Source organism: uncultured Metabacillus sp. (genome assembly GCF_947503125.1).
Classification (GTDB): domain Bacteria; phylum Bacillota; class Bacilli; order Bacillales; family Bacillaceae; genus Metabacillus.
Genome location: NZ_CANNCR010000012.1, coordinates 15,334 through 33,397, shown reverse-complemented (window position 1 = coordinate 33,397; position 18,064 = coordinate 15,334). Strand labels below are relative to the sequence as shown.

Annotated in this window: 18 protein-coding genes; 8 read left to right on the top strand and 10 right to left on the bottom strand. The window is 37.2% G+C overall.

What is annotated here, in order from left to right; genetic code table 11:
• Window positions 1-15: 15 nt before the first annotated feature.
• The 5 genes from Q1B07_RS10720 to Q1B07_RS10700 all read right to left on the bottom strand — a co-directional run bounded on the left by Q1B07_RS10720 (window position 16) and on the right by Q1B07_RS10700 (window position 4,022).
• A complete protein-coding gene (locus tag Q1B07_RS10720) occupies window positions 16-1,380 on the bottom strand; it encodes a sigma 54-interacting transcriptional regulator (protein ID WP_299089273.1) in 1,365 nt (454 codons plus the stop codon).
• Window positions 1,381-1,489: 109 nt separating this feature from the next.
• The gene (locus Q1B07_RS10715; protein WP_299089275.1) at window positions 1,490-2,671 is read right to left on the bottom strand and encodes an MFS transporter; all 1,182 of its coding nucleotides are present in this window, start codon (window positions 2,669-2,671) and stop codon (window positions 1,490-1,492) included.
• A gap of 251 nt (window positions 2,672-2,922) precedes the next feature.
• On the bottom strand, window positions 2,923-3,405 hold the full coding sequence (locus tag Q1B07_RS10710) for a GNAT family N-acetyltransferase (protein WP_299089276.1): 483 nt from the start codon (window positions 3,403-3,405) through the stop codon (window positions 2,923-2,925).
• 175 nt (window positions 3,406-3,580) lie between these two features.
• A complete protein-coding gene (locus Q1B07_RS10705) occupies window positions 3,581-3,748 on the bottom strand; it encodes a glycogen biosynthesis protein GlgD (protein ID WP_299089277.1) in 168 nt (55 codons plus the stop codon).
• A 10-nt stretch (window positions 3,749-3,758) separates the two neighbouring features.
• The gene (locus tag Q1B07_RS10700) at window positions 3,759-4,022 is read right to left on the bottom strand and encodes a YtzC family protein (RefSeq protein ID WP_299089279.1); all 264 of its coding nucleotides are present in this window, start codon (window positions 4,020-4,022) and stop codon (window positions 3,759-3,761) included.
• A gap of 188 nt (window positions 4,023-4,210) precedes the next feature.
• On the opposite strand from Q1B07_RS10700, the gene Q1B07_RS10695 reads away from it, so the two are divergent.
• Together Q1B07_RS10695 and Q1B07_RS10690 are read left to right on the top strand one after the other, a co-directional pair.
• Window positions 4,211-5,176: a TIGR01212 family radical SAM protein gene (locus Q1B07_RS10695; protein WP_299089281.1), complete on the top strand. Its 966-nt coding sequence runs from the start codon at window positions 4,211-4,213 to the stop codon at window positions 5,174-5,176.
• Window positions 5,173-5,745 (top strand): class I SAM-dependent methyltransferase, encoded by a 573-nt coding sequence (locus tag Q1B07_RS10690; protein ID WP_299089282.1) that lies wholly within the window; start codon window positions 5,173-5,175, stop codon window positions 5,743-5,745. Before Q1B07_RS10695 ends, Q1B07_RS10690 begins: the two co-directional genes overlap by 4 nt.
• A gap of 142 nt (window positions 5,746-5,887) precedes the next feature.
• Here the strand turns inward: Q1B07_RS10690 and Q1B07_RS10685 are convergent, their stop codons facing one another.
• Both Q1B07_RS10685 and Q1B07_RS10680 read right to left on the bottom strand, forming a co-directional pair.
• Window positions 5,888-6,967 carry a tetraprenyl-beta-curcumene synthase family protein gene (locus Q1B07_RS10685; RefSeq protein ID WP_299089283.1) on the bottom strand — a complete coding sequence of 360 codons (1,080 nt, stop codon included), beginning with the start codon at window positions 6,965-6,967 and terminating at the stop codon, window positions 5,888-5,890.
• An 83-nt stretch (window positions 6,968-7,050) separates the two neighbouring features.
• Window positions 7,051-7,854 (bottom strand): alpha/beta hydrolase, encoded by an 804-nt coding sequence (locus Q1B07_RS10680; RefSeq protein ID WP_299089285.1) that lies wholly within the window; start codon window positions 7,852-7,854, stop codon window positions 7,051-7,053.
• Window positions 7,855-7,948: 94 nt separating this feature from the next.
• Here Q1B07_RS10680 and Q1B07_RS10675 point away from each other — a divergent pair, with 94 nt between their 5' ends.
• The 5 genes from Q1B07_RS10675 (at window position 7,949) to Q1B07_RS10655 (ending at window position 11,856) form a co-directional block, all read left to right on the top strand.
• Entirely contained in the window at window positions 7,949-8,473 is a 525-nt protein-coding gene (locus Q1B07_RS10675) for a gamma carbonic anhydrase family protein (protein WP_299089287.1), read from the top strand.
• Window positions 8,474-8,788: 315 nt separating this feature from the next.
• Window positions 8,789-9,343, top strand: a complete 555-nt coding sequence (locus Q1B07_RS10670; protein ID WP_299089288.1) for a phosphatase PAP2 family protein — start codon at window positions 8,789-8,791, stop codon at window positions 9,341-9,343.
• A 104-nt stretch (window positions 9,344-9,447) separates the two neighbouring features.
• Window positions 9,448-10,590: a glycosyltransferase family 1 protein gene (locus Q1B07_RS10665; RefSeq protein WP_299089290.1), complete on the top strand. Its 1,143-nt coding sequence runs from the start codon at window positions 9,448-9,450 to the stop codon at window positions 10,588-10,590.
• Window positions 10,591-10,735: 145 nt separating this feature from the next.
• On the top strand, window positions 10,736-11,491 hold the full coding sequence (locus tag Q1B07_RS10660; RefSeq protein WP_299089291.1) for a DUF2087 domain-containing protein: 756 nt from the start codon (window positions 10,736-10,738) through the stop codon (window positions 11,489-11,491).
• Window positions 11,492-11,514: 23 nt separating this feature from the next.
• On the top strand, window positions 11,515-11,856 hold the full coding sequence (locus tag Q1B07_RS10655; RefSeq protein ID WP_299089293.1) for a GIY-YIG nuclease family protein: 342 nt from the start codon (window positions 11,515-11,517) through the stop codon (window positions 11,854-11,856).
• A 57-nt stretch (window positions 11,857-11,913) separates the two neighbouring features.
• On the opposite strand, the gene Q1B07_RS10650 is transcribed toward Q1B07_RS10655, so the two are convergent.
• The 3 genes from Q1B07_RS10650 to metK form a co-directional block, all read right to left on the bottom strand.
• Window positions 11,914-13,209, bottom strand: a complete 1,296-nt coding sequence (locus Q1B07_RS10650) for a methyl-accepting chemotaxis protein (protein WP_299089294.1) — start codon at window positions 13,207-13,209, stop codon at window positions 11,914-11,916.
• A gap of 249 nt (window positions 13,210-13,458) precedes the next feature.
• Window positions 13,459-13,935, bottom strand: coding sequence for a FixH family protein (locus Q1B07_RS10645; protein ID WP_299089295.1), 477 nt, complete (start codon window positions 13,933-13,935; stop codon window positions 13,459-13,461).
• 258 nt (window positions 13,936-14,193) lie between these two features.
• Window positions 14,194-15,396 carry a methionine adenosyltransferase gene (metK, locus tag Q1B07_RS10640; RefSeq protein WP_299089321.1) on the bottom strand — a complete coding sequence of 401 codons (1,203 nt, stop codon included), beginning with the start codon at window positions 15,394-15,396 and terminating at the stop codon, window positions 14,194-14,196.
• A gap of 993 nt (window positions 15,397-16,389) precedes the next feature.
• Between metK and pckA the strand changes: the two genes are divergently transcribed.
• Window positions 16,390-17,973: a phosphoenolpyruvate carboxykinase (ATP) gene (gene pckA, locus Q1B07_RS10635; RefSeq protein WP_299089322.1), complete on the top strand. Its 1,584-nt coding sequence runs from the start codon at window positions 16,390-16,392 to the stop codon at window positions 17,971-17,973.
• Window positions 17,974-18,064 lie beyond the last annotated feature (91 nt).

Here is an 18,064-nt window from a genome sequence, read left to right as displayed (position 1 = left end):
ATTTTCTGGACTACGTTATTCAAGCCCATATTTTTGAACTTTTTCATACATACTTGATTTGCTTATACCCAATGCTTTAGCTGCTTTTCTTTTATCTCCGTCATATTTTTTAATGGTTGAGAGGAGAATATTTTTTTCCGTTTCATTTAGCATTTCCTTAAGTGAAGTCGTTTTTGAATGAATGACCGCTGGCTTTTTTATGTAGTCAGGTATCGCTTCCAACGTTATGACATCTGTTTTTGCAAGATGGATTGCCGCTTCTATGACATTTTCTAATTCACGAATATTCCCTTGCCAGTGATAGTGCTGAAATGTATTCATCACCTCTTCGTGGATCATGGAAATCCGCTTTCCCGTACGTAATGAAACCTTTTTTATAAAATAGCTGACTAATATTTCTAAATCCTCCATTCGCTCACGCAGGGGAGGAATAAACAAAGGAATCACACTGATCCGATAATAAAGGTCACTTCGGAAGGTATGATTTTGCATGAGCAGCTCAAGCGGACGATTTGTAGCCGTAATGACACGGACATCCAATGGTATTGATTTTGTTGACCCTATTGGCTCCACTTCTTTTTCTTGAAGGACCCTAAGCAGCTTTACTTGCATATGTAAACTCATATCTCCAATCTCATCGAGAAAAATAGTTCCTCCATTCGCTTGCTGAAATTTCCCTTTCTTTCCTCCCTTTTTTGCCCCTGTAAATGCACCATCTTCATAACCAAATAATTCAGACTCCAAAAGCTGCTCAGGAATAGCTCCGCAGTTCACTTTTATAAATGGTTTTTCACTCCGGTTGCTAAGCAAATGAATGCTGTGGGCAAATAATTCTTTACCTGTACCGCTTTCTCCCCTTATGAGAACAGAGCTGTCAGTTGCAGCTATTGATTTTACTTTTTCCTTTAATTCAGCCATGACGCGGGAGTTTGATTGAATATCATTTAATGTATATTTAGCACCTGTTAGCTCTTGCTGCTCAATAAACGATTGAATGGACGATAAGTGATGGCGTACATGGGAATTCATCTCATGCCATTCCTTTGTATCTCGAAACATAACCGTTCCAAACGCACCTACTATTTTTTTATCAGCAAAAATGGGAATGCGGTTTGCAATCATATAGTTCCCTCGAATATATTGAAGATCTGCGATTTCCTCTACCCCTGTCTGGACAACAATATGCATTCTTGTATTTTCAATAACCTCTGTTACATGCCGCCCAATAACCTCTTCTTTTGTAACCTGGCAAAAACGGCAATAATTGTCATTCATATAAATAATGTCCCCATTGGCATCAACAATAACGATCCAAACGTAAGCGTTCTCAATAACCGTCTCAATAATCTCCTTGGCATACGGAAAACGTTGATTTAACATTTTACCTTCCCCTAGCAAATATTTTTATTTTCATCGTAACATATTGAATTGGACTTAAATAGGGGACAGTCCCCACAACCTTGTGAAGAACCGTCCCCATCCAATCCCATTATGTTCTCGCTGCAGCATTTTCCACTGTTGGTTTCAGTTTTTTATCGTAAAGAATAGTGGTAAAGATTCCAATGATTAACAGACTGATAATGACCATGAATAGGAAATTGATATTATAGTAGTCTGCAATGAATCCGCCAAGAAGCGGTCCGATCATTTTTCCACCTGTTGCGGTACTGTTCACAAAACCTTGATAAAAGCCTTGTCTTCCCTTAGGAGCCAGGCTATCTGCAATTGTCGGCACTGCTGGCCAGACGAGCATTTCGCCAATCGTTAAAATGATCATTGCGATTAAAAAGCCTATAAAGTGTTCTGCGTTTGCGGCAACAAGGAATGAAACAATAAAAATCATATATCCAATCAACATTTGCTGTTTTATTGTTTTGGCAACATGTTTCACGAACTGCGAAAGAACTGGCTGGGCACAAACAATCAGAACCCCATTGACCGTCCATAACAAACTATATTGGTTTAACGGGATATTCAGTGTTTGTGTGTGTGAAGAAATCGTTGTTGACCATTGTACATATCCAACCCAACACAATAAATAACCAATACATAAAGTAACAAGTGCCGTGAATTTTTGCGGATGTTTTACAGCAGCCGTTTGATCCAACATAGAGTTTACATGAACCCCATTAATATTTCGGAATCCGAAGAATGCGATCAAGAAAAAAACAGCATATAAGGCTGCATTCGCTAGAAAAATATACTGAAACGAGATGGAAGCGACGATTCCGCCAAGCGATGCACCAGCAGCAACACCAATATTTTGCGCTACATAGATGGCATTAAACGCCTTTCTTCCGCCTTCCGGCCAAACCGTTCCAGCGAGCGCATATGTAGCAGGAAAAACGATTCCAGACCCGAAACCAATTAAAATAAGTAAATAAATATAGATCGGCCAACCATGGAAAAACATGAGGGTCACAACAGCGACTAAGGTAATAATAATTCCTGTCATGATGGATTTATAACCGCCGATTCTATCAAATAATACACCGCCGACAAGGTTGCCAATGACACTAGCTGCTGAATTCAGCATGAGAACAACTCCAGCAACGGTTAATGATTTTCCTAAATGCTCATGAATATAAATTGTATTCAGCGGCCATAAAAAGGATGACCCCATCACATTGGCCATCATACCAATAACAAGCAGCCATAAAGCACGCGGCATCATAATCCCCCCTTAAATGAACTAGATTATTATTTTCAAGCAGCAATAACGTTGATGCTTGTTTTAATTTAAATATTTAAAAAAAAATCACGGAGAGCAAAGATGCAAAAACATCCTCTTTCCGCGAAGATTTCATTGATTGTTCCTCTGAAATTTTAACCGTATTATCATGTGGTTTCAATAGAAATCAACCACATCCTGCAAAGTTCTAATAATGGGAATTTACCGACTTTTCGATCATTGGAAATCTGTTAATTTAATTGGATATACATGAGGAGATCATCAACAAATTTGCCATCTAGAAAAAATTCATTAATTAGCCTTCCTTGTTCAATAAATCCGCATTTTTTATAGAATTGGATCGCCCCTTCATTTGTTGCTAATACCCGCAGGGATAATTTACATATGCCCTTTTCACGAGCTCGCTGCTTATAGTTTTCTAAAAGTTTTCTGCCAATTCCTGTTCCTTGATACTCTGGATCAACTGCCAGATCGATTTCCATTACATGCTGGTTGGTTTTGAGCGGAGTTGGTGGATGAAAACCTAAATATCCGACTACCTGGCCATTAACAAGTGCGATGAGCTGACTTCCTTCTGGATTTCGATTTTCATATTCATCAACTGATTTCCACGTGATGGTCGAAGGAGTAGTCTTTGAATTCCATACGCGACGATCAATTTCAATTATCCTTTCAAAATCACTTTTCTTTGATAAGCGAATTTCGATTTTCATTATGTAATCCCTCCTAAAAATTATTTTCTCATATAACACAAAAATTGACTGCAATGGTTGCAGCCAATTTTTTTAAGCTATAGTCTCTTTTTTAGTGCTGAATGAAATTTATTATTTGTTACTTTGTATGCATTCTTAAATTTTCAAAAAGGACCAAATCGGCCCTTTTTATCTTTTAATTATTTTCAACTCTTTGCTTAGATTTTATCGGCTGCCCTTTTTTCGCATTCTTTGCTTTCGTTTGAATGACAGGATCTAGATCTTGGCCAAGCTCAAGATCATTATTGTTTACACCATTTTTTGTTTTTTGCTCGGGATTATTTTGTTTTGAACGCTTTTTCATATGGATCCCCCTAGTGTCTTAATAAAATCATTTCATTTTGTAATGCTTGGAGCTGAAGACGCATACGGTAAAGCTGATCCTGCTGCTGATCATTCGCACTAAGGGACAAATGATTAATATCATTTACTGCGTTTTCAAGTCCTTGAAGTGCTTTTGTATATTCGGTTTCATTATAATGCTCTTGCTGGGCACCTGTTTTACATTGTTCACGTGCATATTTCATTGCTTCGTTGCAGCGTTGCAAATATTCGTTAACGGATTGTCTTGTTGCCATCTGTATCTCTCCTCCAAACGATATGAAGTCAATTGAAGCTTCATCAATTTTATTGTTTGCAGGCTGAACTAAAAACTTAACTAATAATAATTGGTAAGTAGGAAAGAAAACTGTTATTCAGCCAGTGATCATGATAAACTTTTCTGATGAAGATTGATAAATCAGCAAAATAAGGTGGTATTTTCATTTTGAACAAATTAAATCCATTTATGTATGCCTCTGACGATAAACGTTATCATACGTGGAATTACCATTTACGCCAAACTTTTGGTCATAAGGTTTTTAAAGTAGCATTAGATGGCGGTTTTGATTGTCCAAACCGTGATGGCACTGTTGCATATGGCGGATGCACATTTTGTAGTGCAGCGGGTTCTGGTGATTTTGCCGGTAACCGAGCTGATGATCTCGTTACTCAATTCAATGAGATTAAAGCAAAGATGCATAAAAAATGGAAGGACGGAAAATATCTTGCCTACTTCCAGGCTTACACAAATACTCATGCACCTGTTGAGGTGTTAAAAGAAAAATATGAGGCTGTACTTGGATTGGATGGAGTTATCGGATTATCCATCGCCACACGGCCTGATTGCCTACCTGACGATGTTGTTGAATATTTAGCCGAGCTTAATGAGCGAACCTATTTATGGGTTGAGATGGGTTTGCAAACCATTCATGAACGAACAGCTCTGCTGATTAACCGCGCCCATAATTTTGAGTGTTATGTTGAAGGTGTGAACAAATTACGCAAGCATGGTATTCGAGTTTGTTCTCATATTATTAACGGCCTGCCTTTAGAAAATAACGAAATGATGATGGAAACAGCTAAAACAGTTGCGAACCTTGATGTTCAAGGAATAAAAATCCATCTTTTGCATTTGTTAAAAGGAACCCCGATGGTTAAACAATATGAAAAAGGGAAGCTAGAATTCCTTTCACAGGAGGAATATGTCAACCTTGTTTGCGACCAATTAGAAATTCTTCCACCTGAGATGATTGTTCATCGGATTACAGGTGATGGACCTATTGATTTAATGATTGGTCCAATGTGGAGTGTTGATAAGTGGAATGTATTAAATTCCATTGATGCTGAATTAAAAGTGAGAAATAGTTACCAAGGGAAATTTTATACAAAAGAAGGGATCAATACGTTATGAAGCTACAACGAATTTTGCCCTTTGCAAAACAGCTTTTGCAAACTGCTGTCAAGCAGGGTGATACGGTCATTGATGCAACAATCGGCAATGGTCATGATACCGTTTTTTTAGCAAAGCTGGTTGGAGAAAATGGACATGTCTATGGGTTTGATATTCAAGCAGAAGCAATAAATAATACAATCGATCGGCTTAAGGCAGAACAATTAGACAAGCACGTAACACTCTTTCATCAGGGACATCAGCAACTAAAAGCATCGCTCCCCGCTGAACTACATGGACAAATAGCAGGTGCGATTTTTAATCTTGGTTATCTTCCCGGCGGTGACCAATCGATTGTCACCGTACCAGAAACAACAATTTCAGCAATTGATCAGCTTTTGGATATGTTAAAGCCAGAAGGGATGATTGTCATCGTGATTTATCACGGCCACGATGAGGGAAAAGTTGAACGAGATGCCTTGATGGATTTCGTCAAAACAATTAATCCTGCAGATGCCCATGTGTTACAATATCAATTTATTAATAAACAGAACAATCCTCCATATATCATTGCTATTGAAAAATGCTAAATTGACGGACAGAAATGAGCAGCTTCTTATATGGGAAGGTGCTTTTTTCATGACCATTAACTATTAGTGTATAGGAAAAGGCATCTATGTCAGGAAACATTGATGCCTTTTTAAAAAAATTTTAGCATTTGGACAGGAGCCTTTAAGAACTTTTCTTCCAAGGAAGCTTTTGAAAAGCACGATAAGCTCTTCCATTCACATAAAAAAAGTAAGAGGTCATTCCGCCTAATTTTATGAGCCTTTTTGCTAATTTATGTAGTTCTTTATGTGAAGCGACCTTATCATCAGATAAATATACACCTAATAAGCCTCGATTTATTAGTTTGTGAAAATTTTCATGAGGAATTCCTGATAAGTGGTGGTCAGCCTTCTCGATAAAATGCTCCAGTCTATTCATCATGATCGACTCTGAATCATAATAGCTGCAAAAATTTAAATCCCCTCCAATTTCGTCTTCTTCTTGGTCTATTAAATAATCAAGCAAAATATGCAACCCTTGTACATAAGGGAAATAACTTTCCCTGATTTGAACGGCCTGTTTTTCTTCAAAGTCTTCTTGAAAGGCATAGGCTACTAAACAAAAAATCCCAAGAGTTGACCCTGTGCATGCGGAAAACTCAAACCATTCCATTTCCGGTAAATTTTCTTTATGACATTCAAACCAATCTTCAAGCCTTGGAACTCTTTCTTCTTTTTTCACATGCTTATGTACTTGCAAGTCACAATAATAGCTTGATAATTCCAGTAAGTATTTTGAGATGACCGGGTAATGCTCTAAATCAGATAGAACATTTTGACAAGTTTGGACAAGCTTATGTAAGTAGCCTCCATCATCTTGGTCCTCACGAAATTGATAATAATTCTTGCAAGATGCTCCGCATGTTAAGGCATCAAGCATCGATTGGTGCAGCATTCTAAAATCTACCGGGTCTAATGAAGTACTGCGGTCACATAAATTATCCAAATAATCACTTATCGTTTGATAAGCCACAATGAATTTAATACACTGCTGCTGATGTGGCCCGGATATGATAGACAAAATTCCGCCGCCTTCACAGTGAAACCCCTTTTTATCAATGCTTGCAATTGCTTGATTTCTCAGCTCCTTATTTGGGATTTTTTCCGCTTGCTCTCTCCAATACTTAATATAAAAATGAACAATTGGAAAAACTTCTCGATATACTTTTGCCATGAGTCTAATTGGGTGCTGTGGTACTGTCAAAGGGGTGTCACCTCTTGCAAATTATTTTGAAGAAAAGATGTCATAAATAAGAGACCTTCCCTTATCCTGCGCATGTAACAATCTCAGCTGATTTCTACTGTTTTAGGACAATGTGCGTCAAAAAAACGTTTTGCTGCTTCAAATACTTCGTCACGCTCAGGCTCGCTAAAAATTTCATGATAAAAACCTTTCCATTCCTTATAAGATTTTTCCATAAGGTCAACCTTATTAAACCATTCCTTTACCAATGATTTGTCTACGATTTTATCTTCTCCGCCTTGCATAAGGAGCAAAGGAATGTCCTGAAATTTTTTCACCTGGTTTTGCGCTTCTTCCATTGCCTTTATTAATTCACGATACCATCTAACCGAAACCTTTGTCACATATAATGAATCATTTTCATCCGTATCCTGTACAGCTTTGTTTCGGGTTGCAATTGAGACGCTTAATTTAGATTCTACCTTAAAAGTAGGAGCAATTATATTAAGACCTCTTGAAGCAAGCTCTAACGCTTTGTTCGGTTTGTATAAAATGCCTAAACAAGGTGACGAAAGGATAACAGCTTTCACTTCATGATGTTTCTCCTGAAGAGCCCGAATCACAATAAGGCCTCCCATGCTATGCCCAAGTAAAAATAAAGGCAAACCAAATTTTTTCGCTTCTTTTAACCAGGCGTTTACCTCAATTATATATTCATCAAATGATTCAATATGTCCTCTTCTTCTTGTAGTTGTTCCTTGCCCGGGCAAATCCCCCATCACAACATGATATCCGGACAATTTCCACATTTCTACAAGCCATTTATAACGGCCATGATGTTCAGCAGCTCCATGAACAATTACAATTACGCCTTTAGGTTGTTCAACCTCAGATTCCCATTTCCACATGATTGCTGCCTCTCCTTTCCATCAATTAAAGAAATCTCTGTTATAATATTAGTACGAAAATACATATTCTTTCCATAAGAAAGGGTTGAAAAAAATGATTTATCCATACAAAGATAAAACACCAAACATCGCAGATTCGGCTTTTATTGCCGATTATGTGACAATTACCGGGGATGTAGTGATTGGTGATGAATCAAGTATATGGTTCCAAACAGTTATTCGCGGTGATGTAGCGCCTACGATCATTGGAAATAAGGTCAATATTCAAGATCTTTGCTGTCTTCATCAAAGTCCAAATAACCCTCTGATCATAGAGGATGAAGTTACTGTTGGACATAGTGTGGTCCTACATAGTTCAATTATTCGCAAAAAAGCGCTGATCGGGATGGGATCCATAATTTTAGATGGAGCAGAAATTGGTGAAGGAGCATTTATTGGTGCAGGAAGTCTGGTTCCTCCCGGAAAAAAAATCCCTCCTAACTCTCTTGCTCTTGGCAGACCTGCGAAAGTCGTAAGAACACTAACTTCTGAAGATATAAAAGACATGGAGAGAATCCGGCGTGAATATGTTGAGAAGGGGCAGTATTATAAATCGATCCAACATCCATCTTCGAGATAATTCCATCACATTTTTTTGCATATATATTAAAAGGCTGGAATCGGCGATAGGTCGATTCCTAATTACTCACAAACTCTTCCTCTTTAATACCTATAAAACATGCCGCAAACTTCTGATTTATAACCTAAAAATCCAATTATTATCTTTTCAATTATTCATATTATATGCAAACAACACTCAGCCAATAGTTAATTGTATCGAAATCGTTAAATATTTGAAAATTCCATGAAGGAATTTTTTACAATTTCTTATTATTAACTAAATATTTCTCACTTAAAATATAGAAAAGGAGCAAATAAAGGAGCGTTCTAACAGATGAAAACAAAGCTTTTGACAAACATGTATGATTTTGAATGCAGGCTTTTTCGAAGTGTGAATCGTCATTTCGATCAAAAATTCCTCAATTTTTATTTCCGCACGATTACCCATCTTGGAGGTGCGGTTGCGACAATCGCTGTAAGCCTATTTCTTATCTTTTTTACGAGAGGTCAGTTTCAAGCAACAAGTATAGCAAGTGCAGTTTCACTGCTCATCAGCCACCTTCCCGTTGCGATTGTAAAAAAACTATACCCTCGTAAACGGCCGTACCTAGCACTTATAGAAACAAAAGTAGCTGATAATCCATTAAAGGATCATTCATTCCCATCAGGACATACAACAGCTATTTTTTCTGTCATTATCCCATTTATTTTATTTACGCCGCAGCTTGCAATCGTCTTAATTCCACTTGCGATCAGCGTCGGCCTTTCAAGAATGTATTTAGGATTACATTATCCGTCTGATGTATTAGCCGGCTGCTTACTTGGAAGCTCTTCTGGATTTATAAGCTATTTTTTTGCAAGTGAAGCGATTTTAGCCAAAATAGGCTAGTTTTTTCAGCCTTTTTGGACGACATATTTAGACGGTTAATCATCCGGTCGTCTTCATATTGTTAAGTAGACACCTTTCACTTTTTTGGTAATTGGGGGGATTTGATGAGAATAGCTATTTTCACTGACACATATGCACCTGATGTTAATGGAGTGGCAAGAACATTAAAACGATTCACAGATTACCTTGAGAAAAATGGAATTGAGTTTAGAGTGTTTGCACCTGAGAGTACAAATGAAAGCTTATTTTCCAGTCATATTCATCGTTTCACAAGTCTGCCATTCTTTTTATATCCTGAATGCCGATTGGCATTGCCAAATATGCTGCATGTAAAGGCCGAGCTGCAACGTTTTAAGCCAGACCTAATTCATGTTGCAACACCTTTTAATATAGGTCTTTGCGGCTTACGCTATGCAAAAAAATTAAACATACCAATCGTGGGTTCTTATCACACAGATTTTGATCAATATTTGGAATACTACGACCTTCAATTTCTTTCTAAATTTTTATGGAAGTATATGCATTGGTTTCATAAACCTCTTCGAAAAATATTTGTTCCATCAAAAGAAACGATGGATCAATTGAAGCGAAAGGGATTTGCAAATATCCGCATTTGGGGGAGGGGTGTTGATTGCAGCCTTTTCCATCCAAGATATTCAAAACAACAAATCATTGATGAATATGGCATTAATGAAAAGTTCATTTTATCATACGTTGGCCGCCTTGCTCCTGAAAAGGATATTGAAACCTTGATGACAATTTCTAAGCATCTCCCTGATCATGTAAAAAATCAGGTTCATTGGCTAATCGTCGGAGATGGTCCTTCTAAAGAAGAAATGGAAAAAAATGCACCTAAAAATATGACTTTTGCTGGGTACTTAAGTGGTGAAAGACTTGCAAAAATTTATGCGAGCTCAGATCTTTTTATCTTTCCTTCCCCTACAGAAACATTTGGAAATGTGGTTCTTGAGGCTTTAGCAGCGGGGACACCTGTTATTGCAGCCAATTCAGGCGGAGTAAAAAATATTATTCGCCATGAGGCAACTGGCTATCTATGTGAACCCAAAGATGCAGATCAATTTATTCATGCTATTATTCATTTATTAAATCATCATGCTCTGCGCGTAAAAATGGGTGACGCCGCACGTACCTACGCATTGTCACAAACATGGGAGCAAATCTTCGAGGGCCTCTTAAAAGAATACGAAGATGTACTTATTGAAAAGAGCCAAATTCGTTATGCATAGTTTTTATAAGGTTTAGCTTCCTATCAAGGGACTAAACCTTTTTCTTTTCTAAATACATTGACAGTATATAGATATTTTTATAATATATCTATAAATACACAAACAAAATAACAAAATGTTTATTTTTAGAAAGAAGGTTTTCATTTTGGAAATTTCGGAAGTGTTTTGGAACGCATCGATCGCAGAACTAAAAAGAGGATATGTAGAAGATCCTGATTCCTATATTTGCCTCCTTTGTGGTGAGAACATACAAAAAGGAATTATTTATCCCTATGAAGGTACCCTTTATGAAGCAGAAAAATATATGCAGATACATATCGAAAGCACCCATCGATCTGTATTTGATTATTTAATCGGACTAGATAAGAAGCTTACCGGCCTAACCGATCATCAAAATCAGCTTCTTCGCCTCTTTTTCCAAGGGAAAAGCGATAAGGAGGTTCAAAAGGAACTGGAAATTGGAAGTGCCTCTACCATTCGTAACCATCGTTTTCTTTTAAAGGAAAAGGAACGTCAAGCAAAAACCTTTTTGGTATTAATGGAATTGCTGAAAGAACAGGATAAACATGCACCTGCTTTCTTACCTATGCATAAAACCGCCAAAATGATTGATGATCGCTACAATATTACCTTGGAGGAACAACAGGAAATTGTTAAGAAATACTTCCCCGAAGGCTCAAGCGGACGCTTAAAAGCATTTCCGCCTAAGGAAAAGCAAAGATTAATTATTCTAAGGGAAATTGCAAAACGTATAAAAGGCGAAAAAACGTATGATGAAAAGGAACTGAACCAAGTATTAAGTGCTGTTTACGATGATTATGTGCTGATTAGAAGATATTTAATCGAGTACGGATTTTTAACACGAAAACCTGATGGAAGCCAATATTGGTTAAGAAAATAAGGAGTAGAAGGAAGGGAAAAACATTGGAACGGAAAAAAGAGCTGAAACAATATTATAAAGAAATGCCAATTGAAGCAGGAGTTTACCAAATTAAAAACAACAAAAATCAAAAAGTTTTTATCGGCAGTACAAGAAATCTAAAAACATTAAACGGAATCAGATTCACGCTTGAGAACGGCGGTCATATGAACAAAGAATTACAAAGTGATTGGACTCATTATGGGAAGGAATTTTTTACCTTTGATATATTAGAAATTCTTAAAAAGAAAGATCAAAAATATTTTAACGAAAAGGAAGAGCTTGGGAACCTTCAGCAAAAATGGATTGAGCGTCTTCAGCCATATGGAGAACGAGGTTATAATTAGAGAGAAATCATTATTTAATTTAAAAGCGGCTCGCTTTAGAAGCCGCTTTTTTTGACATTAATCACTTATTTTTCTTACTGACTGGCGCAAAGCATCACCTAATGTAATTAGTTTTTGTGATGATTGATTTATTGTTCCTAACACATGGAGCTGCTCATCAATAGATGCAGAAATCTCTTCAGTAGATGCTGTCGTTTCTTCTGCAACAGCCGAGATATTTTGAATTGAGTCTAAAATAATGTAACTATGTTCTGAAACAATTTCAATCTCTGTATTTAATTTGGATATACCAGCAATTATGTTGGAAATGGACGCTGAAATTTGATTAAATTCATTCTCCGTTGCCAAGACACTTTGATTTAATCCATTTGATATTTCTGTCGTTTGTGCCATGACAAGAACGGTTGATTCCGTTTCTTTTTCGATATTTTGAATCATCTTTTGAATTTGCGAGGTTGCCTGATTCGTTTCTTCTGCAAGTTTTCTTACCTCATCTGCCACGACTGCAAACCCTTTTCCATGCTCCCCGGCTCTTGCTGCTTCAATGCTTGCATTTAGTGCCAAAAGATTTGTCTGTTTAGAAATATTATCAATTGTCGTCACGATTCCGGATATTTCATGTACACTTTGATAAAGCGTTGTTATCCCAAGACTAATTTGATCTAACATGTTTGCATTCTCTTTGTTCGCAGCTTGTAATCCATTCACACTTTCTTTACCAGAACGAACTGCTTTAGCGCATTCCTCTGTCAATTGGATCATGACATTGCTTTCTTCGGTCATGTTTGTAATGTTGACCTGTAAATCATTTGCTTTATGGCTAGTTGATTCAATATCTGTTGCCTGTAAAACTGAACCTTTTGATATTTCACTTAAAGCATTCCCAATCTCCTCACATGTAGTGAATGTTTGTTCTGTCAGAGCTGAAAGTTCATGTGCAGAACTGGAAATTGATTTGCTTTTATTTTCAAGGTCGTTTAGCATCGCTTTTAGATGTTCCTTTAATTGCTTCATTGATTGTTCTAAAAAGTCAAATTCATCATGCTCTTTATCCAACGGTTTATCTTTCGGTCTACTAGTAAGTTCAAATAAAACTGAGAGAATCTCTTTAAATCTTATTAGTTTTCTTTGAATGATGAAATAAAAGATAGAAAGGCCACTAATAATGATTGCTGCTGTCACAATGATAGTCATCAAAGCAACATGCTGCCATTCCTGATTCTGAGCTTGTCCATTACTAACAAAATAAAACATAAACAATCCAATTAAACCAATCATCACAGCTGCTACAATAACAAGACTTGTTTGTATTTTCAGCAAGATCGCTTTATAAAACTTCATTTCTTTTTCCATTGTGAAACCCCCACAATTATATATATATATGTATTACATCGGATTCAACGACGAAAATGTTAAGGGTAACAACCAACATTTTTTTAAAATCAGATCCAACTAGCATTAGACGCTCAGGAATAGAAGGACGTTCTGCGCCTTCAATACCTGAGGGGCTAGGCGTTGGAACTAGGAACTATGTAAAATTTTTATACTGGATTACTTTTGAAAAAGAACTTAGCCATTATAATATTAGCTAAGCTCTATCCATTATTTATCATCATGATGATGCTCGTTTTCTGTTTCCTGATGTTGTTGATGTTCAGTCTCAGTTGATTTTATTGTAGTACCTTCCCCTACCTGAATTTCTTTTACAGGCATCGTGTGATAGTCTTTTACATCAGTATGAGCAATCACTTGATAGGTTCCATCCTCTTTAAATAAATAATCGATTTTATATGTACCTGCATCAATCAGCTTTGCTTCAACTTTTTCTGATGCATCTCCATGTTTTATCTCAAAGGTCACCTTTGCATCATCAACTAAATCTTCACCATAATAAACATTCGCTGTAATCGGTACGGTTTCATTTTTATTAACATGCTCTTTTGCCTGAATTTCCACTCTTGGCGCTTTCACTTCCTCATCTGCTGTTTGCTGGTGGGCTCCATGTGTCTCTGTCTCCTGGCAACCGCTTATAATCAGACTAAAGATCAGACAGACAAAAACGAAAATGATATTTTTCAATTTATAGACCTCCAAAAGTATCCTTTATTAAGATATACCATAAATGTAACCTCAAGATGATGATACGTCTACTACTTCATCATTTATTCACATTTCGAAGACAAAGTATCCCACTAAATTTATAATTCTTTTATAAGAAGATATATTTGAAAACAAAAGGGTCTGATCCGCAACACAGAAATACAGAACTATTATTAAAGCTCTATAATTCCTGTTGTTGAGTTATCAGACCCTACTTCAGACAGCATTATGCTGTTATTATTTATTTAACGCTTCTTTGCTTAATACTTCAGCTTTATCTGTTCTTTCCCATGGAAGATCCAAATCATGACGGCCAAAATGTCCATATGCTGCAGTCTGCTTGTAAATTGGACGACGAAGATCAAGCATTTTAATAATACCTGCTGGACGTAGGTCAAAGTTGTTGCGAACAACATCTACTAATACGCCTTCTGATACTTTGCCCGTACCAAATGTATCAATTGAAATAGAAACAGGCTGTGCTACACCGATTGCGTAAGCTAATTGTACTTCACATTTATCAGCTAAACCAGAAGCAACAATGTTTTTCGCTACATAGCGTGCAGCATATGCAGCAGAGCGGTCAACCTTTGTCGCGTCCTTACCAGAGAATGCACCGCCACCATGACGAGCGTAACCGCCATAAGTGTCAACGATGATTTTACGCCCAGTTAAACCGGCATCACCTTGAGGTCCGCCAATAACGAAACGTCCAGTTGGATTAATGAAATATTTCGTGTTTTCATCAATTAAATCTGCAGGAACAACTGGCTTTATTACATGCTCTTTAATGTTTCGTTGAATTTGCTCTAAAGAAATTTCCGGATGATGCTGTGTCGAGATAACAATTGTATCAATGCGAACGGGTTTATCATTTTCATCATATTCAACAGTTACCTGTGTTTTACCGTCAGGACGTAAGTATGGAAGGATATCTTCCTTACGTACCTCTGTTAAACGACGAGATAATTTATGTGCCAATGAAATTGGAAGCGGCATTAACTCCTTCGTTTCATTACAAGCAAAACCAAACATTAAACCTTGGTCTCCAGCTCCAATTGCTTCAATTTCTTCATCCGTCATTTGCCCTTCACGAGCCTCAAGAGCTTGGTCTACACCCATTGCAATATCAGGGGATTGCTCATCGATTGACGTTAAAACTGCACATGTTTCGGCATCAAATCCATACTTAGCACGAGTATAACCGATCCCTTTAATTGTTTCACGAACAATTTTTGGAATATCTACGTAAGTGCTTGTTGTAATTTCTCCAGCAACTAGTACTAATCCTGTTGTAACAGATGTTTCACACGCTACACGTGCATTTGGATCTTTTTCAATAATAGCATCAAGGATTGAATCTGAAATTTGGTCACAAATCTTATCTGGATGGCCTTCTGTTACAGACTCAGAAGTAAAAAGACGTTTTTTAGTCATAATTTAAAGCTGCCTCCTCATATTCGTTTACATTCTATTTGATCCGGAACTCTTCCCTAAGTCTGATTACAATTAGAAAAACTTGGCCCCGCCTAATATGGAGCAGCCATTAGTTTTCTAGTAAAAAGAATCACGTTGGCATGTTTTGTGAACAGAAGTAGTATGTACCTTTACCACATGCATTCCAAGTAAAAACTTTAATGAAGAAGATACTCTTTTTTTCTGTTATCAAAAAAACCTTTCCTCATGAGGAAAGGTTTGTAATCGTTCATAGCCTTTCGCTCTTATCGATCAAGGTCTTCGCCTTGCATCAGGTTAGCACCTTTGCGTCGGAAAATGCCGTTTTTAGTATGCGCATTGTAAATAGAGGTATTAGATAGGAGTTTTTTGCCTTAGCAAGCTTACGCTTGCTTGAATGATGCTTTGCATCATTCTCGATCTAAGAAAAGCACTGTATAATGCAAAATGTATTTTGCATCATGCCGTGTTTTTCTTAGATCAGGCAAAAAAACTGCTAAAAATAGCATCTCTATAAATAGGCGCACAGTTCGCCATTTTCCTTTTATAGCAGGTTGCTGGGTTTCATAGGGCCTGTCCCTCCACCAGCTCGGGATAAGAGAATCCGTTCAAGGAAATATCATAGCGTACTGATTTACTACTGTCAACCAAAATCAACAAGTTACCTGCATAATTCTTTTTTTCTACCTAAGCATAAGGTAATAAGCATGAAAATAAGAAATTGATCTTCTTCTAATCTTTAGTCTTACCCAATATAAAATCATCTATTAATGTTACCTAAGGCTTGGGATTACTTCAATCAAGATAGAAGGGAATGTTCTATTTTATAAAAAAATAAAAATGGGCTTTAAAAATCGTTTATTTTTGATAATTAGTATGTTTTAATAAAATTAATGTGTTATACTATTTAAAACGAAGCCAGAATGCTGTATTATATCACTATCAGGTGAATTTTTTGTGAAAAGGATGGTAATGGGGATGAATAGTGTGGATATAACAAATGAGTTAGCATTACTTGTAGAAGGGGAAAATGCCAGACATAATTTATCAGTTGCTCAACTCGTTGAAAAGGTACTTGAACGCAAGGAAGGAATATTAACTTCAACAGGTGCCATCCGAGCAACTACTGGGGCCTATACTGGCCGATCTCCTAAAGATAAATTTATTGTTAAGGAACGTTCAATCGAACATAAAATTGATTGGGGTACGATTAACCAGCCAATTTCAGAGGAAGCCTTTGATAAACTATATAGCAAAGTCATTACTTACTTAAAAGAACGAGATGAGTTGTTCATTTTCGATGGGTATGCTGGTGCAGACCCGCGCTTTCAATTGCCGCTTCAGGTTATAACTGAATATGCATGGCATAATTTATTTGCCAGACAGCTTTTTATTAAAGGCAGCAAGGAATCTGAAACAAAAGAAAAGCCGTTTACAATCCTTTATGCCCCACATTTTAAAGCCGATCCAAATGTCGATGGCACCAATTCTGAAACATTTATTATTGTATCCTTTGAGAAACGAACCATTTTGATTGGCGGGACGGAATATGCTGGTGAAATGAAAAAGTCTGTCTTTTCCGTTATGAACTTTTTATTACCGGAAAATAATATTCTTTCCATGCATTGTTCGGCAAATGTTGGCTTTGAAGGAGATGTTGCGCTGTTTTTCGGATTATCAGGAACAGGAAAAACAACATTATCTGCAGATCCGAACAGACGTTTAATCGGCGATGATGAGCATGGCTGGTCTACCTCAGGTGTTTTTAATATTGAAGGCGGATGCTATGCAAAATGCATTAATTTGTCTAAAGAAAAAGAGCCGCAAATTTTTAATGCGATTCGTTATGGTGCTGTGTTAGAAAATGTTGTTGTCGATAGTGAAACCCGTGAAGCTGATTATGATAATGCCTTTTTCACAGAAAACACCCGTGCAGCTTATTCGTTAGAAGCGATCGATAAAGTCATTATGCCAAGCATTGCAGGACATCCACAAACGATTGTATTTTTAACGGCAGATGCATTTGGCGTATTGCCTCCAATTAGTAAATTAACTAGAGAACAAGCAATGTACCATTTTTTAAGTGGCTACACGAGTAAGCTTGCAGGTACAGAGCGCGGGATAACGGCTCCAGAAGCAACGTTCTCCACATGCTTTGGTTCACCTTTCTTACCTTTGCAAGCAACACGTTATGCAAACATGCTCGGTCAAAAAATCGATGAACACGAAGTTCAAGTATTTTTAGTGAATACAGGCTGGACCGGTGGAGAGTACGGGGTAGGAAGCAGAATCAAGCTTCAATATACAAGAGCAATGGTTCAGGCTGCAATTGAAGGAGACCTTGACCATATTGAAACAATTAAGGATGAAGTATTCGGATTAAATATTCCAATTCACGTTCCTGGTGTACCAGATGATAAATTGCAGCCTCATCTTACTTGGAGCTCCAAGGAGGCTTATTACACGAAAGCAAAGGAATTAGCCGCTAAGTTTAAGAAAAACTTTGAGAAATTTGCCCATGTCTCACCTGAAATTGAAGAATTGGGCGGACCTGTGGGATAAGAAATGCGCAAGCGCCTTGGTCATCGCCGTACAAACTGGAGGAGCATCGACTGAGATATAGGAAACACGGTGAGCGAAGCGAGCGGATGTT